Here is a 16053-nt window from a genome sequence, read left to right on the forward strand (position 1 = left end):
CAGCTGCAGGACCGGCTTTCCGTCCGAGGCATCGACGGTCTGCGAGAGGCTGAGCGTCCCCGCCCCCATCGGCGGCAGGTCCGGCCGCGCCGGCCCCTCGCGCGTCACCGCCCAGCTCGGATCGGGCCGGGACGGGGCGCCGGGAGGCGCGCCGGCGGGCGGGCGCTCGGTCGGCGGGGGGCCGTCGGGCGGGCGAGACGTCATGGCGCAACCTCCACATCCACCCAGACCAGCCGGTGACGCGAGGCGGCGGCCACCGCCTCGGCCAGCGGCGCGCCCGGCACGGGCCACAGCACGCCCGAGGCGCGCACGGTTAGATCGCGCGAGGGCAGGACCAGGTCCACCCGCAGGTTACCCGGCCCGTCCGCTTCGGGCCAGTCCGCGGTGTCGAGTGCCGGGTTGCCGCGCTGCCCGGCCTTGGCGCTGTCCCGCGCCGTCGCCGCGCCGCCCGCGCTCGCCGGGCGCGGGTCCTGCGTCTGGGCGATCAGCGCCCGCAGCGCCTCGGGCCGGCCCTCGCCGTCCTCGGGGTCGAGGTTCCCGTCGCCCACCAGCACGAAGCGGGCGGGCGGCAGGCGGGTCAGCCAGAACGCGGCCTCGTCATGGTTGCGCCGCCCGTTGCGATCCTCGGGGCCATCGAACACCGGCGGCGTGGCCGACCAGGCGAGCAGGCGCAGCGGCCCGCCCGGCGTCTCGATCGGCACCTCCCAATGCGCGGCCGAGGAGAGCCGCTGCACCGCCGCCACCTCGGGCGGAGCAGGGGGCATGAGGTTGCCCGGCAGGTCGCGCCACAGCACTCCCGCGTGGTCCGTCACCGCCCCCAGCGGCAGGCGCGACAGCACCGCCATGCCGCCCTGCCCGGTGAAGAGCCCGAAGCCCTGCGCGTCGTCCGCCGTGCCGGTCCGCCCGTCGCCGTCGAGGTCGAGCGCCGTCGCCATGCCGCTGTTCGGCTGGCTGGCGTAGCGGTGCGGATAGCGCGCCCCCGCGGCCTCGAGCCGCGCCGCCAGCGCCGCGAGGGCCAGCCCGTCGTGGTCCCAGTCGATCCCGGTCAGCAGCAGCACGTCGGCGCGCGCGGCGGCGATCACCTGGACCACCGCGGCGATCTGCGCGTCCTTGCCGTCGGTGATGTCCTTGAGCAGCAGCCCCGGCCCCTTGCGGGTCAGCTCGGGCGAGAAGGTGGCGATCCGCAGCGTCCCGAGCGTGGGCGCGGGCAGCGCACCGGCCTCAGCGCCCGCGGCCGGTGCGGGCGAGGGGGGCGGCCCGGTTCTTTCTGGCGAAACTACCCCGGTGTCCGGGGCAGCGCCCCGCTCTGCGGCCGCGGGCGCAGCACCGCCGGGGTCGGAAAGACCAATCTGAGGTCCCGCGGCGACCAGCGCCGCCGCGGCGAGTGTTGCAAGGCCGCGCCTCAGACCCACGGCTGGGACTGGGCGATCCGCGCCTCATAGGCGTCGATCGCGGGGGCCTTCTCCATCGTCAGGCCGATGTCGTCGAGCCCGTTCAGCAGGCAGTGCTTGCGGTGCGGGTCCATCTCGAACGGATAGGCCGTCCCGTCCGCGCCGGTCACCGTCTGCGCCTCGAGGTCCACGGTCAGCCGCGCGTTGGCGCCGTTCTCGGCGTCGCGCATCAGGGCCGCCACCGCCGGCTCGGGCAGCACGATCGGCAGGATGCCGTTCTTGAAGCAGTTGTTGTAGAAGATGTCGGCGAAGCTGGTCGAGATCACGCAGCGGATGCCATAGTCGAGCAGCGCCCAAGGCGCGTGCTCGCGCGACGAGCCGCAGCCGAAGTTGTCGCCCGCGACGATGATCTGCGCCTCGCGCCAGGCCGGCTTGTTCAGCACGAAATCGGGGTTCTCGGAGCCGTCGGCGGTGTAGCGCATCTCGTCGAACAGGTTCTTGCCCAGCCCCGAGCGATGGATCGTCTTCAGGAACTGCTTGGGGATGATCATGTCGGTGTCGATGTTGACCAGCGGCATGGGCGCCGCGATGCCGGTCAGGGTGGTGAAGGGGGTCATGGGTTCCTCGGATCAGGGTCGGGGCGCCGGCTTTGCAGGTGCGGGGCCGGGCGCCGTGAAAGATGCGGAGACGTCGGCTGGGGCAGGGGGATGGATCATCCCCCAGTCCCTCAGGCCTCGACGCCCATCACCTCGCGGACGTCCACCAGATGCCCGGCGATGCCCGCCGCGGCCGCCATCACCGGCGACATCAGGTGGGTGCGGCCGCCGCGGCCCATCCGGCCCTCGAAGTTGCGGTTCGAGGTCGCGGCGCAGCGCTCGCCCGGCGCGAGCTGGTCGGGGTTCATCCCCAGGCACATCGAGCACCCCGCGAGCCGCCACTCGAAGCCCGCGTCGGTGAAGACCTTGTCGAGCCCCTCTTCCTCGGCCTGCATCCGCACCAGCCCCGAGCCGGGCACCACCATGCCGCGCACGCCCTCGGCGAGGTGCCGGCCGCGCAGGATGCCGGCGGCGGCGCGCAGATCCTCGATCCGGCCGTTGGTGCACGAGCCGATGAACACCGCGTCCACCTTGATGTCGGTCAGCGCCATCCCGGGCGTCAGCCCCATGTAGTCGAGCGAGCGGCGCGCCGCCTCGACCTTGCCGCCCTCGAAATCCTCAGGCGCGGGGACCCGCGCGCCGATCGGCAGCACGTCCTCGGGCGAGGTGCCCCAGGTCACCACCGGCTCGATGTCCTCGGCGCGGATGGTGATGACCTTGTCCCAGTGCGCACCCTCGTCGCTGGAAAGGGTCTTCCACCAGGCCAGAGCGGCCTCCCACGCGGCGCCCTTGGGGGCGTGAGGGCGGCCCTTGACGTAGTCGAAGGTCTTGGCGTCGGGCGCGATCAGGCCGGCGCGGGCGCCGCCCTCGATGGCCATGTTGCAGACCGTCATGCGGCCTTCCATGGAGAGATCGCGGATCGCCTCGCCACAGTATTCGATCACGTAGCCGGTGCCGCCGGCGGTGCCGGTCTTGCCGATCACCGCGAGCGTGATGTCCTTGGCCGTCACGCCGGGGCGCAGGCGCCCGGTGATCTCGACCTTCATGTTCTTCGACTTCTTCTGGATCAGCGTCTGGGTGGCGAGCACGTGCTCGACCTCGGACGTGCCGATCCCGTGCGCGAGCGCGCCGAACGCGCCGTGCGTGGCGGTGTGGCTGTCGCCGCAGACGACGGTCATGCCGGGCAGGGTCCAGCCCTGCTCGGGGCCGACGATGTGGACGATGCCTTGGCGGACGTCGTTCATCGGATAGTAGTTCAGCCCGAAGTCGCGGGCGTTCTTGTCCAGCTCGGCGACCTGCACGCGGCCCTCGGGGTTCTCGATCCCCATCACCCGGTCGGGGGTGGTCGGCACGTTGTGGTCCGGCACGGCGATGGTCTGGTCGGGGCGTCGCACGCTGCGGCCGCTCATCCGCAGCCCCTCGAAGGCCTGCGGGCTCGTCACCTCGTGCACCAGATGCCGGTCGATGTAGAGCAGGCAGGTGCCGTCGGGCTGCCGGTCGACGACATGGGCGTCGAAGATCTTGTCATAGAGCGTGCGGGGACCGGGGGTGGCGTCAGCGCCGTGGGTCTGGCCGGGCATGGCTGTCACTTTCATCAAGGATGGCGGGCGAAGCAGGGGGATGGACCAGGCCGCGAGAGGGGGGACCGGTCCGGCGCGCAGGGCGGCGGCCCCCGAACGGGGCGCGCGGCCGCGGCCGCCGGCTCAAAGTCGCGCGGTGACGGTCCGGCTGACGCCGTAGAAGCGGCCGGGCAGGCGGACGCGATCGTGAATGTCGAAATACCGGAACATCTGGACGCAGATTAGGCACCTCGGCGCCGGGCTTCAAGCGCCGAGCGCAGGGTCCACAAGCCCGTTTCCGGCGATTCCACCCCCCGGGCGTTGAGATGAGCGCGAAACGTGCTATCTTTGTCCCATCCCGGCGCCGGGGCATTGCGGCGCGCTGACCGGAGGAAGTCCCCTGTCCACCACCGTCCCGTCGCCGCAACCGGCGACCGCGACCACCGCGGGCCCGAGCGAATCGCTGCTCGACCGCATCCTGTCCTCGCTCGAAGACGACAAGGCCGAGGACATCGTCACCATCGACCTGCGCGGTCGCTCGGCCATGGCGGACCACATGGTGATCGCCTCGGGCCGCAACGCCCGTCAGGTCGCGGCCATCGCCGAGCACCTGATCGACAAGCTCAAGCAGGACCTGGGCCTGATCGCCCGCATCGAGGGCAAGGACACCGGCGACTGGGTGCTGATCGACACCGACGACGTGATCGTTCACATCTTCCGCCCCGAGGTGCGCGAGTTCTACCAGCTCGAGAAGATGTGGATGCCGGCCGACGCGCTGGGCGCGCTGCGCGCCGACGCCGCGCGCGACGCGGGGCGCGAGGCGGCCGAGTTCCGGGCGCCGAACTGACCGCCCGGCCAGGCGGGCCGACAGCCCACGGGGTGGCCGCGCTATGATGCGCCTGCGGATCGCGGCGGTCGGCCGCCTCGGCGCGCGCACGCCCGAGGCGGCGCTCATCGACGACTATCTGAACCGGTTCACCCAGACGGGACGGGCGCTGGGCCTCGGCCCGGCGACCATCGCCGAGGTCGAGGACCGCAAGGGCGGCGGCAAGGCGGCCGAGGCCGCGCTGCTCTCCCGCCAGATCCCCGAGGGCGCGGCGCTCATCGCGCTGGACGAACGCGGGCGCCTCATCTCCTCACCCGACTTCGCCGCTGCATTGGCGCGCTTCCGTGACCAGGGCCGCCCCGAGGCGGTGTGCCTGATCGGCGGCGCCGATGGGCTGGACCCGGCGCTGCGGGACCGCGCCGATCTGGTACTCTCGTTCGGGGCGATGGTCTGGCCGCACATGCTGGTGCGGGTGATGCTGGCGGAACAGCTCTACCGCGCGGCCACCATCCTCGCCGGCGGCCCCTACCACCGGGCCTGAGCGCGGCGCGCGCCTTCTTTCTTGCCCAAATATCCCCGCCGGAGGCCACGGCCCGTCAGGGCCGTTCGCCTTTCCGACGAACGGACCCTACAGCATCCCCGGCAGCACCAGGTCCGGCGGCCGGTGGCCATCGGCGAAGGTTTTGATGTTGATGATGACCTTCTCGCCCATCTCGAGCCGCCCCTCGACCGTGGCCGAGCCCATGTGCGGCAGCATCACCACGTTCGGCGCCTCGCGCAGCCGCGGGTTGATCTCATGCCCGTGCTCGAACACGTCGAGCCCGGCGCCCGCCAGCTCTCCCGCGCGCAGCATCCGGGTCAGGGCGTTCTCGTCGATCACCTCGCCGCGCGAGGTGTTCACGATCACCGCCGAGGGCTTCATCAGCTTCAGCCGCCGCGCGTTCAGCAGGTGGAAGGTCGAGGGCGTGTGCGGCGCGTTGATCGACAGGATGTCGACGCGGGCGAGCATCTGGTCGAGGCTCTCCCACCACGTCGCCTTCAGGTCCTCCTCGACCTCGGGGCGCAGGCGGCGGCGGTTGTGGTAATGGACCTGCATCCCGAAGACGTTGGCGCGCCGGGCGATGGCCTGGCCGATCCGCCCCATCCCGAGGATGCCGAGCCGCCGCCCGCCGATCCGCCCGCCCAAGTGCGAGGTCGGCGCCCAGCCCTCCCAGCGGCCGGCCTGCATCTCGGCCAGCCCCTCGGGGATGCGGCGGGTCACGGCCAGCATCAGCGCGATCGCCATGTCGGCGGTGTCCTCGGTCGCCGCGCCGGGGGTGTTCGAGACGAGGATGCCGCGGCGGCGCGCCGTCTCCACGTCGATGTGATCGACGCCGGCGCCGTAGTTCGCGATCAGCCGCAGCCGCTCGCCGGCCCCGGCCAGCAGGTTGGCGTCGATGTGGTCGGTCACGGTCGGCACCAGCACGTCGGTGTCGCGCATCGCGGCGGCGAGTTCCTCGCGCGTCATGCGCACGTCCACGTCGCGCAGCTGCACGTCGAACAGCTCGGCCATCCGCGCCTCGACGGGCTGCGGCAGTCGCCGCGTCACCGTCACCTTGATCCGATCACGAGGAGATGCGGTGTCCGTCATGCGACTTCTCTTTCAATGCCCAACCAGCTTTGGCAAGCTGCCCGCAAGGCGGGGCCGGCACAAGACCCCGAAGGGACAGCACCATCGGCCGCAGTGACGCAGGGCGCGCGTCGGTGGCGGGATGTAGCGACGAGTCGAGGAAGGCAATTCATGGCACGGGCACTCTTTTCGGCACCGTTCGCGCGGCGCAGCGCGGGACGCATCGCGGCAACGGCGGTGCTGCTGGGCGGGGTGGCGCTGGCCGTCGTCGGGGCCGGCTCCGGCGAAGCGGCGCCTCAAGCCGGGGTGCCGGGCGCCACCGCGGCGCAGCCGAAGTCCGCCCCCGCGGGGCCGGGCGGCAAGCTTTCGGCCGGGGCGGTCGCCGACGGCGGCGCTGCGGGCGACGGGGCGGCCGTGGCCGAAGGGGCCGATGGCGCCCCGGCGGCCATCGACGTCAACCCCACGGACATCACGGCGGATTCGCTGATCTCGCGCCATCAGGACGCGCCCCGCGACCCGCACCGCGGGCCGGTGACGAACCTGCCGCTGCCGCGCTACGTCAGCCTCAAGGGCGGCGAGGGCAACGCCCGGCGCGGCCCCAGCCTCTCGCACCGCATCGACTGGGTGTTCCGCCATCCGGGGATGCCGCTGAGGGTCGTGGCCGAGTTCGGCCACTGGCGCCGGGTCGAGGATCAGGACGGCGCCGGCGGCTGGGTGCACTACTCGCTGCTCTCAGGCGTTCGGACCGCGATCATCACCACCGACATGGCCGAGCTGCGCGCCCGCCCCGACACCAACGGCACGGTCATCGCACGGGCCGAGGCGGGGGCCATCGTCCGGCTGCACGAGTGCAACCGCGATTGGTGCCGGGTTTCGGGCGGCGGCGAGAAGGGCTGGGTGATCAAGACCTCGCTCTGGGGCGTGGACGCGGCCGAGACCCGCGACTGACCCGCGCCAGCAGCGCCACAACACCGCCGAAATGACGAACGCCCCGAGGATGATCCTCGGGGCGTCGTCGTGTCAGGACACTCGTCCCGGCCGATCAGGCCGAGATTACATGCACTTGTAGTAGGTCAGCGTGGTGGTGTCCTCGGTCACGCGCATCACGCCGGGACGCAGCGAGATGTTCAGCTGGCGGTTCGCGGCGCCCGAGCAGCCCAGCGAGACGCTGGTGAAGTTCGTCTCGACCTTCGACGAGGTCGCGGTGCAGTTCGCGGCCGGGAAGGTGAAGTTGCGGCCCTGGATCGTCAGGCGGCCCTTCGACGCCGGGTCGTTGCACTGAGAGGCGACGAGGTTCCAGGTCCCGTCGAGCGAGTCCGGGGCGTTGATCGCGCCCGAGGTCGCGGTCGGGGCAGCCGGGGCGACCGCCGGGCCGTCCACGACGACGACGGGCTCGGCACCGGGGGTGGTGACGGTGGTCGTGGTCTGGCCGGGCAGACAGGCCGACAGCGACATGGCGGCCACCAGGGCCAGGGCGGGCTTCAGATAGGTCATTTTCAGGTTACTCCCTCTTGAAAATGAAATGCGACGGGGCGCTGAGGTCACAACGCGCCAAGCATCCGGTTTCGTTCCCGAAATATCGTTGACCTGCGCAGAAACCTGCAAGCCCGTCGCAACGTCGCCCCACGCGTCGCGCGGAAGGTGTGGCCGGGCCGCCGCGGTCGCTTCATCCGCCGAGATCACGGGCAATCACGCGCGCGTGATCGGCCGAGGCTCAGGCGCTGGCGCCGGTCGCGGCGGCCCCCCGGCCGCCGCACACCGGGCAGCCCGGCCGGGCCGCGATTCCCAGCCGACGGGTGTCGCCCCACAGCCCGTCAAACAGCACCATCTGCCCGCGCAGCCCCGCCCCGCTCGCCGCCCCCGGTCCGCCCGCGACACCGATCCCGGCGATCAGCTTGACCGCCTCGAGCGCCATGAGGCTGCCCACCACGCCCGGGAGTGCGCCGACGACGCCGGCCTCGGCGCAGGACGGGGCGAGGCCCGGGGCGGGCGCCTCGGGGAAGAGGCAGGCGAGGCAGGGGCCGCCGCGGGCGGGATCGTAGAGGGCGACCTGCCCCTCCCACTGGGCGATGGCGCCGGCGATCAGCGGCACGCCCGCCGCGACGCAGGCGGCGTTGACGGCCTGCCGGCTGGCGAAGCTGTCGGTGCCGTCGAGCACGAGGTCGTGGCCGGCGACCAGCGCGCTGTCGTCGGCGTTGACGCGGCGCAGCAGCGGCGTGACGGCGACATGCGGGTTCAGCCGGGTCAGTGCGGCGGCGGCGGCCTCGGCCTTGGGGGCGCCGATGTCGTCGGTGGTGAAGATCACCTGCCGCTGCAGGTTCGACACCCCCACGTCGTCGTCGTCGGCCACCGTGATCCGTCCGACCCCGGCCGCGGCGAGATACAGAAGCACCGGCGCCCCCAGCCCGCCCGCCCCCACGACCAGCACCCGCGCCGCCCGCAGCCGCCGCTGCCCGGCCCCGCCCAGCTCGCGCAGGACGATGTGGCGGGCGTAGCGGTCGAGCTCCGGGTCGGTCAGCGGCCCGTGCGGATCGTCGGGGGGCGTGGCCGCAGCGCTCGCCAGCGGGAGGGGCGGGGAGGGGGCCACCGCGACCCCGGCGCGCGGCGCGGCGGTGGTCGTCCCCGGCCGGGCCTCGACGGTGCCCCCGGCGCGCCCGCGCAGCAGCCGCAGCAGCGCCGCATAGCCCAGGCCGAGCAGCAGCGCGGCCCCCGCCACGGTCCACCAGGCGAAGCGGGCGAGGCCCTCGGGGCCGGGCGCGCCCCGCAGCCCCAGCCAGACCAGCCCGGCCAGCCAGACCGCCGCCACCGCCGCGATCAGCCCCCGCAGCCCCCAGCGCCAGCCGACCAGCCCGGCACCAATCGCGCCTGCGACCACCCAGATCATGTGGCCCCCGTCGAGCCGAAGCCGCCCTGCCGTCCGGTCGAAGCCGAGAACGCCTCGACCTCGGCCAGCACCGGGCGCACCACGGGGACGAACAGCATCTGCGCGATCCGCTCGCCCGGCGCGATCGGGATCGGCGGCGCGCCGGGAGGGTTGCGGTTCCAGGCGCTGACCATGATCTGCTGGGTATAGTCGGCGTCGATCAGCCCGACGGCGTTGCCCATCACCAGCCCCTTGCCGTGCCCGAGCCCCGAGCGCGGCAGGATCAGCGCGGCCAGATGCGGGTCGGCCATGTGCAGCGCGATCCCGGTCGGGATCAGCACCGCGGCCGCCCCCGCCATGATCTCGACCGGGGCGTCGAGGCAGGCCCGCAGGTCGAGCGCCGCGGCCCCCGTCGTCTGCCAGTCGGGCAGGCCCCAGTCGCGCAGGCGGGGGTCGAGCACCCGGATCTCGACCCGCGGGTTGGTGGCGAAACTCATCGGCCTCTCCTTCGATTCTCGACCCCGCCGGGGCGAGGTCGCTCGCGCCCTCCCATAGGCCAAGCGCCCCGCGCCGTCACCGCCCGCGCGAAACCGCGCGCCCGCGGCACTCATTCTTCCTTGCCCCAAATATCCCGGGGGGCCGCCCCGCAGGGGTGGCGGGGGCAGCGCCCCCTCGGCGGGTGACACCCTCCCCCCCCGCCTCGCCCCCCGCCTTGCCCCCGCTCGCCCCGGCCCTTAGAACCGCGGCCTGAAACAGGGAACTGCCATGAGCCAGCCGAACCACCCCCCGCGTCCCGTGGTCCTCTGCATCCTCGACGGCTGGGGCATCTCGGACCGTCCCGAACAGAGCGCCCCGGACCAGGCCGCCACGCCGAACTATGACCGGCTGCGGGCCGAATGCCCGAACGCCACGCTCGTCACCTTCGGCCCTGACGTTGGGCTGCCGCGGGGGCAGATGGGCAACTCAGAGGTCGGGCACACCAACATCGGCGCGGGCCGGGTGGTGGCGATGGACCTGGGCCAGATCGACCTCGCCATCGAGGACGGCAGCTTCTTCGCCAACAGCGGCATCGGCGCCTTCGTCGCCCGCCTGCGCGAGACGGGGGGGACGGCGCATCTCATCGGCGTCGTCTCGAACGGCGGCGTGCACGGGCACCTGACCCATATCGCGGCGGCCGCCCGGGCGGTGGCCGAGGCCGGCGTGCCGGTCGTCATCCACGCCGTCACCGACGGCCGCGACGTGCCGCCGCAGTCGGCGCAGGGCTTCATCACCGAGCTGGCCGGCAGCCTGCCCGAGGATGCCCGCATCGGCACCGTGATCGGCCGCTACTACGCCATGGACCGCGACAACCGGTGGGAGCGGGTGGAGAAGGCCTATGCCGCCATCACCCGCGCCGAGGGCCTGCCGGCGCTGACCGCCGATGCCGCCGTCGTCGAAAGCTACGCCCGCGGCGAGACCGACGAGTTCATCCTGCCGCATGTCGTCGCAGGCTACGCCGGGGCGCGGGACGGGGACGGGATCTTCTGCCTCAACTTCCGCGCCGACCGGGCGCGCGAGATCATGGCGGCGCTGGCCCAGCCCGATTTCGCGGCCTTCGACGTGACCGGCCGCCCGGCCTGGGGGGCGGTGCTGGGGATGGTGGATTATTCGGCGCTCCACGACGGCTTCATGACCGCGGCCTACCCCAAGCGGCAGGTGGTCAACACGCTGGGCGCCTGGGTCGCGGCGCAGGGGCTGCGGCAGTTCCGGCTGGCCGAGACCGAGAAATACCCGCACGTCACCTTCTTCCTCAACGGCGGGAAGGAAACGCCCGAGCCGGGCGAGGACCGCTTCATGCCGCAAAGCCCGAAGGTGGCGACCTACGACCTCGCCCCCGAAATGGCGGCGGCGGAAGTGACCGAGCGGCTCGTGGCCGCCATCGGCGCGGGCTACGACCTGATCGTGGTCAACTTCGCCAACCCCGACATGGTCGGCCACACCGGCAGCCTGCCCGCCGCGATCCGCGCCTGCGAGGCGGTGGACCGGGGAGTGGGCGCCATGCTGGCCGCGCTCGACGCGGTGGGCGGCGCGGCGGTGATCATCGCCGACCACGGCAACTGCGAGACGATGGTGGACCCGGTGACCGGCGGCCCGCACACGGCGCACACGACGAACCCCGTGCCGGTGATCGTCTACGGCGGCCCCGCCGGGTCCGCGCTGCGGCAGGGCGGGCGGCTGGCCGACGTGGCGCCGACGGTCCTCGACCTCATGGGCCTGCCGCTGCCGCCCGAGATGACCGGGCAGAGCCTGATCGAAAAGCCGGCCCCGTGACGCGGCACCCCGACACGCCCCTTCGCCTGCCTGCCGCCCTCGCGCTCTGCCTTCTCGCGCTGCCCGCGGCCGCGCGGGCACAGGCGGTGGTGACGGAAGGGGGGCAGAGCGCGGTCACCACGGCCAGCGGCGCCGACGCCGCCGCCCTGCCCGAGGGTGAGACCCCGGCCGAGGCCGCCGCCGCCGAAGCCGCCGCCGCGGCCGATGCGCTGAGGGCGGCCATCGGCACGCTGGACGGGGCGCTGACCGCCGACGATCAGGTGATCGCGCTGGGGCAGGTGATCCGCGCCTATGAGCAGGGGCAGGCCGCGCTCAGGTTCAGCCTGCGCCGCGCGAGCCTGCGCGAGCGCCAGGTCCGGGCCGAGTTCGACGCCCGCCGCGACCGGCTGTCGCGCATCCTCGGGGTGATGACCGCGATGCAGCAATCGCCCGAGACGCTGATGCTGCTGCACCCCGCGGGCGCGACCGGCACGGCGCAGTCGGGGATGGTGATCTCGGCCATCACCCCCGCGCTCAGGGCCGAGGCCGACCGGCTCAAGTCCGGCCTCGACGAGATCGCCACCGTCCGCCGGATCGAGCAATCGGCCGCCGACACCCTCGCCCAGGGGCTCGGGCAGGTGCAGGAGGCGCGGCGGCTGCTCGCCTCGGCCGTCACCGACCGCTCGTCGGTCCCGACCCGCTTCGGCGAGGACCCGGCCGAGCTGACGGCGCTGGTCAAGTCGGCCGACACGCTCGACGCCTTTGCCCAGGGCATCACCCAGATGGAACAGGACATCGGCGCCCCGATGGCCGACTTCGAGGCCGCCGAGGGCAGCCTGCCGCTGCCCGCGCTGGGCGAGCTGGCGCGCGGCTACCGCAAGGCGGACGCGCGGGGAATCGAGCGGCCGGGGATCACGCTGACCACCGCCCCCGCGGCGCTGGTCACCGCGCCCTGGCCCGCGACGATCCGCTATCGCGGCCCGCTGCTCGATTACGGCAATGTGATGATCGTCGAGCCGGCGCGCGGCTACCTGCTGGTGCTGGCCGGCATGGCGCAGGTGTTCGGGGCGACCGGGGACGTGGTGGCGGCCGGCGAACCCTTGGGGATCATGGGCGGCAACGAGGGCCCGGCGGCCGAGTTCGGGGCCGGATTCGTCGAGGCCGCGACCGGCACCCATCCGCTGCCGGCGGCGCAATCGCTCTATATCGAGCTGCGGCAGGGCAAGGAAACGCTGGACCCGGCCGAATGGTTCGTGATGAATCCGGTCATAGCGGCGGCCCCGTCCGCCGCCGAGACGACAGCCGAGACGACACCCGACACGCCGCCCGCGGGCGCGCCCGGAACAGAACAGCAGGTCAGGACCACGGAATGAAAAACTATCTCATGGCCGGCATCGGCGGCGCGCTCGCCGGGCTCTTGCTGACCACCACGCTGGCGGGGCCGCTGCTCGCGCAGGACGAGGCCAAGTCGTCCTCGGTCTACGAACAGCTCGACCTGTTCGGCAATGTGTTCGAGCGGGTGCAGCAGGACTACGTCGAAAGCGTGGACGCCAAGACCCTGATCGAGGCGGCGATCAACGGGATGCTGACCTCGCTCGACCCGCATTCCTCGTTCCTGGCCGCCAAGGACTATCAGGACATGCAGGAACAGACCCGCGGCAGCTTCGGCGGCCTCGGGATCGAGGTCGGGCAGGAGGACGGGCTGGTCAAGGTGATCTCGCCCATGGACGGCACGCCCGCGGCCGAAGCGGGTATCAAGCCCGGCGACTTCATCAGCCATGTGAACGGCGAATCGCTGATGGGCATGTCGCTCGACGAGGCGGTCGAGAAGATGCGCGGCCCGATCGGGTCCGAGGTCACCGTGACCATCCTGCGCAAGGACGAGAAAGAGCCCTTCGACGTCAAGATGACCCGCGAGACGATCAAGCTGACCGTGGTCCGCAGCCGGGTCGAGGGCCACGCCGTCGTCCTGCGCGTCGCCACCTTCAACGACGAGACCTATGACACGCTCAAGGCCGAGCTCGAGAAGCAGGTCAAGGCGGCGGGCGGGATCGACAAGGTGACGGGCTTCGTGCTCGACCTCAGGAACAACCCGGGCGGTCTGCTCGACCAGGCGGTGCGGGTGTCGGACGCCTTCCTCGACAAGGGCGAGATCACCTCGACCCGCGGCCGCAACCCCGAGGACAACGAGCGCTGGAACGCCGAGCCGGGCGATCTGGCGCAGGGCAAGCCGATGGTGGCGCTGATCAACGGCGGCTCGGCGAGCGCCTCCGAGATCGTCACCGGCGCGCTGCAGGACCACCGCCGGGCGATCGTCGTCGGCACCAAGTCCTTCGGCAAGGGCTCGGTGCAGACGGTCGTGCCGGTGACTTCGGACAGCGCGATCCGGCTGACCACGGCGCGGTACTACACCCCCTCGGGGCGCTCGATCCAGGCAATGGGGATCAACCCCGACATCATCGTGGAACAGCCCCCCGCCCAGCCCAAGGACGAGGCCGGCGCGGAAGAGACGCCGCGCAGCGCCTCGCGCTTCACCACCTCGGAAAGCGACCTGCGCGGCGCGCTGAACAACGACGCGATCAGCGACGAGGAAAAGCGGCAGATCGAGGAGGAGGCCAAGCAGGTCGAGGCCACCGCCAAGCTGCGCGAAGAGGACTACCAGCTCGCCTACGCGGTCGACATCCTCAAGGGTCTCGCGGCAGTGGACTTCTCGGCCCGCGACGTGGCCGACGCGGCCAAGCCCGCGGTGACTGGGCAGGACGCGACCTCGAACGCCGCCCGCGAGGGGGCGGCGCCGAGCGGCGAGGGTGATCCGGCCGACGGCGAGCCCGCCGCGACCGACGCCGCCGCCCCCGAGGCGGGGACCGACGCCGGGACTGACGCCGGGACCGACGCGGGGACGACCCCCGACGCGGCCACCGGAACGGCCCCCGAGGGCGCGCCGGACGGCGCAACGGACGGCGCGGCGGACACCCCCGACGCGGCCCCGCCGGCCGATGCCCCGGTGGAGCGTCCGGCCGACCGGCCCACCGACGCCCCGGCGCCCAAGCCATGACCAAGCGGCAGGACGGCCCGCTCGGCCCCGCGGGGCTGCCCTATCGCCCCTGCGCGGGGGTGGTGCTGATCAACGAGGCCGGCCGGGTCTTCGCCGGCCACCGCATCGACAACGCCGCCGACGCATGGCAGATGCCGCAGGGCGGGATCGACAAGGGCGAGGACCCGCGCGAGGCCGCCCTGCGCGAGCTGCGGGAAGAGACGGGGATCTCCGCCGATCTCTGCGACGTGGTGGCCGAGACCCCGGACTGGGTGCGCTACGACCTGCCGCCCGAGCTGGTCGGCAAGATCTGGAAGGGCCGTTATGGCGGTCAGGCGCAGAAGTGGTTCCTCGTCCGCTATCGCGGCACCGACGAGCAGGTGAACATCGCCACCGACCACCCCGAGTTCGACGCCTGGCAGTGGATGGCGCCCGAGGAGATCTCGGGCAAGATCGTGCCGTTCAAGCGCGCCGTCTATGACAGCGTGTTCGACGCGTTCCGCGAGCATCTCGCCAAGGGCTGACAGCCCCGGCGGTCAGACTTCTTCCTTGCCGAAATATCCTCGGGGGTGCGGGGGCAGACAGCCCCCGCGCGTGCCCGCTCAGCGGAACGCGAACAGCCCCGCGTCGGGGTCGGGCTTGCCGACGATCGCGGCCGCCACGATCTGCGCCGCGATCATCGAGAAGGTGATCCCGTTGCCGCCGAACCCCATGACCGAAAACACCCGCTCGTGCCCCGGCACCCGGTCGATGATCGGCAGCCCGTCGGTGGTGTTGCCGAACGGCGCCGACCAGACATAGGCGGGCGTCCCGATCTCGATCCCGGTCAGCGCCCGCAGCTTCTCGCCGATCACAGCGGCCTTGTGGTCCAGCAGCGCCGGGTCCTCGTTGCGGTCCGGGCTGTCCTCGTCCTCGCCGCCGACGATCAGCCGCCCCTGCGGCGTGGTGCGGAAGTAGAGATAGGGGTCCGACGCCTCCCACACGAGGAACTGGTCGAGCCACGCCGGGTGCGTCACCCGCGGAGGCGAGGCGAGCGCCCAGGTCGAGGTGATCTCGTGGCTCGGGCTCTCCATGCTGGGCAGGAACTCGTAGCCGGTGCAGAACACCGCGTGGGCGGCGGTGATCACGCAGCCGTCGCGGGTGGCGAGCGCCACGCCGCCGGGCAGCTCGGCCATGTCGGTGACCTCGACCCCCTCGGCGATGACGGCGCCGCGGGCGACGGCGGCGGCGAGCAGCCCTGCGGCCAGCTGCGCCGGGTTGGCGCTGGCTGAGGCATCCGAGACGATCGCCGCGGTCCGGTCGATGCCGAACCGCTCGCGCAGCGCGGCCCGCGACAGGTATTCGCAGGCGATCCCCGCCTCATGGCGCGCTTTGGCCTCAGTCTTGAGCCCGCGCCCGCCCATGTCGTCGCCGGCAAGGTAAAGCGCCCGCTTCGGCTGCATGTCGCAGTCGATCTTGAGCCGCCGGGTCAACGCCACCAGGTCGCCCACCGCCCGGACCGAGCGCAGCCACGCCCCCTCGGCCCGCGCCCGGCCGGTCTGCCGGATCAGCCGCGACAGCGGCACGTCGATCTCGTGCTGGATCATCGCCGTCGAGGCCGGCGTCGAGCCGCGCACCGCCCGGCGGCGGTCGAGCACCAGCACCTTGCGGCCCGCTCGGCTCAGCGCCTCGGCCACCAGCGCGCCGCTGATCCCGGCCCCAACCACCACCGCATCCCACCCCGACCGCGCCGGCATCGGCCCGGCCGGCGGGGTGATCCGGGGGGTGTGCAACCAGAAGCTGTCGCCCGTTCTCAGGTCGTCCTTGCGGGTCTCGGCATCCTTGGTCATCACATCCTCACGCGGGTCGCACCCGCCGGAAAGCCACGCCGCGTCAGGCGGTTCCCG

At 72.8% G+C, this 16053-nt stretch carries 14 protein-coding genes and 2 pseudogenes; 7 read left to right on the top strand and 9 right to left on the bottom strand.

The window, feature by feature from the left end:
- The 4 genes and pseudogenes from ACFHYO_RS06265 to leuC form a co-directional block, all read right to left on the bottom strand.
- Positions 1 to 204, bottom strand: a pseudogene (locus ACFHYO_RS06265) (hypothetical protein); the annotation flags it as partial.
- Positions 201 to 1412, bottom strand: a complete 1212-nt coding sequence (locus ACFHYO_RS06270) for an endonuclease/exonuclease/phosphatase family protein (protein WP_394319130.1) — start codon at positions 1410 to 1412, stop codon at positions 201 to 203. The gene ACFHYO_RS06270 and the pseudogene ACFHYO_RS06265, both read right to left, overlap by 4 nt.
- Positions 1403 to 2008 carry a 3-isopropylmalate dehydratase small subunit gene (gene leuD, locus ACFHYO_RS06275; protein ID WP_036735874.1) on the bottom strand — a complete coding sequence of 202 codons (606 nt, stop codon included), beginning with the start codon at positions 2006 to 2008 and terminating at the stop codon, positions 1403 to 1405. Before leuD ends, ACFHYO_RS06270 begins: the two co-directional genes overlap by 10 nt.
- A gap of 110 nt (positions 2009 to 2118) precedes the next feature.
- Entirely contained in the window at positions 2119 to 3567 is a 1449-nt protein-coding gene (gene leuC / locus ACFHYO_RS06280; protein WP_036704830.1) for a 3-isopropylmalate dehydratase large subunit, read from the bottom strand.
- Between the two features lie 442 nt (positions 3568 to 4009).
- On the opposite strand from leuC, the gene rsfS reads away from it, so the two are divergent.
- Positions 4010 to 4393 carry a ribosome silencing factor gene (rsfS, locus tag ACFHYO_RS06285; RefSeq protein ID WP_231555409.1) on the top strand — a complete coding sequence of 128 codons (384 nt, stop codon included), beginning with the start codon at positions 4010 to 4012 and terminating at the stop codon, positions 4391 to 4393.
- 46 nt (positions 4394 to 4439) lie between these two features.
- Positions 4440 to 4913 carry a 23S rRNA (pseudouridine(1915)-N(3))-methyltransferase RlmH gene (rlmH, locus tag ACFHYO_RS06290; RefSeq protein WP_036704834.1) on the top strand — a complete coding sequence of 158 codons (474 nt, stop codon included), beginning with the start codon at positions 4440 to 4442 and terminating at the stop codon, positions 4911 to 4913.
- 87 nt (positions 4914 to 5000) lie between these two features.
- Here the strand turns inward: rlmH and ACFHYO_RS06295 are convergent, their stop codons facing one another.
- Positions 5001 to 6002, bottom strand: coding sequence for a 2-hydroxyacid dehydrogenase (locus ACFHYO_RS06295; RefSeq protein WP_036704831.1), 1002 nt, complete (start codon positions 6000 to 6002; stop codon positions 5001 to 5003).
- Between the two features lie 393 nt (positions 6003 to 6395).
- On the opposite strand from ACFHYO_RS06295, the gene ACFHYO_RS06300 reads away from it, so the two are divergent.
- Entirely contained in the window at positions 6396 to 6929 is a 534-nt protein-coding gene (locus ACFHYO_RS06300; protein ID WP_394319170.1) for an SH3 domain-containing protein, read from the top strand.
- 105 nt (positions 6930 to 7034) lie between these two features.
- Here ACFHYO_RS06300 and ACFHYO_RS06305 read toward each other — a convergent pair whose 3' ends face one another.
- From ACFHYO_RS06305 to dut, 3 genes are all read right to left on the bottom strand, one after another.
- Positions 7035 to 7475 (bottom strand): hypothetical protein, encoded by a 441-nt coding sequence (locus ACFHYO_RS06305; protein WP_052172040.1) that lies wholly within the window; start codon positions 7473 to 7475, stop codon positions 7035 to 7037.
- 220 nt (positions 7476 to 7695) lie between these two features.
- A complete protein-coding gene (locus ACFHYO_RS06310; protein ID WP_394319133.1) occupies positions 7696 to 8865 on the bottom strand; it encodes a HesA/MoeB/ThiF family protein in 1170 nt (389 codons plus the stop codon).
- The gene (dut, locus tag ACFHYO_RS06315) at positions 8862 to 9341 is read right to left on the bottom strand and encodes a dUTP diphosphatase (RefSeq protein WP_394319135.1); all 480 of its coding nucleotides are present in this window, start codon (positions 9339 to 9341) and stop codon (positions 8862 to 8864) included. The genes ACFHYO_RS06310 and dut overlap by 4 nt, the downstream gene beginning before the upstream one ends.
- A gap of 268 nt (positions 9342 to 9609) precedes the next feature.
- Here dut and gpmI point away from each other — a divergent pair, with 268 nt between their 5' ends.
- From gpmI to ACFHYO_RS06335, 4 genes and pseudogenes are all read left to right on the top strand, one after another.
- Positions 9610 to 11154: a 2,3-bisphosphoglycerate-independent phosphoglycerate mutase gene (gene gpmI, locus ACFHYO_RS06320; protein WP_394319137.1), complete on the top strand. Its 1545-nt coding sequence runs from the start codon at positions 9610 to 9612 to the stop codon at positions 11152 to 11154.
- Entirely contained in the window at positions 11151 to 12506 is a 1356-nt protein-coding gene (locus ACFHYO_RS06325; RefSeq protein ID WP_394319139.1) for a murein hydrolase activator EnvC family protein, read from the top strand. Before gpmI ends, ACFHYO_RS06325 begins: the two co-directional genes overlap by 4 nt.
- Positions 12503 to 13840: pseudogene (locus ACFHYO_RS06330) on the top strand (S41 family peptidase); the annotation flags it as partial. The gene ACFHYO_RS06325 and the pseudogene ACFHYO_RS06330, both read left to right, overlap by 4 nt.
- A gap of 344 nt (positions 13841 to 14184) precedes the next feature.
- Positions 14185 to 14691 carry an RNA pyrophosphohydrolase gene (locus tag ACFHYO_RS06335; RefSeq protein ID WP_394319141.1) on the top strand — a complete coding sequence of 169 codons (507 nt, stop codon included), beginning with the start codon at positions 14185 to 14187 and terminating at the stop codon, positions 14689 to 14691.
- Between the two features lie 78 nt (positions 14692 to 14769).
- Here the strand turns inward: ACFHYO_RS06335 and ACFHYO_RS06340 are convergent, their stop codons facing one another.
- Entirely contained in the window at positions 14770 to 15996 is a 1227-nt protein-coding gene (locus tag ACFHYO_RS06340; protein ID WP_394319143.1) for an NAD(P)/FAD-dependent oxidoreductase, read from the bottom strand.
- Positions 15997 to 16053 lie beyond the last annotated feature (57 nt).

Source organism: Paracoccus panacisoli (assembly GCF_042435015.1).
Classification (GTDB): domain Bacteria; phylum Pseudomonadota; class Alphaproteobacteria; order Rhodobacterales; family Rhodobacteraceae; genus Paracoccus; species Paracoccus panacisoli.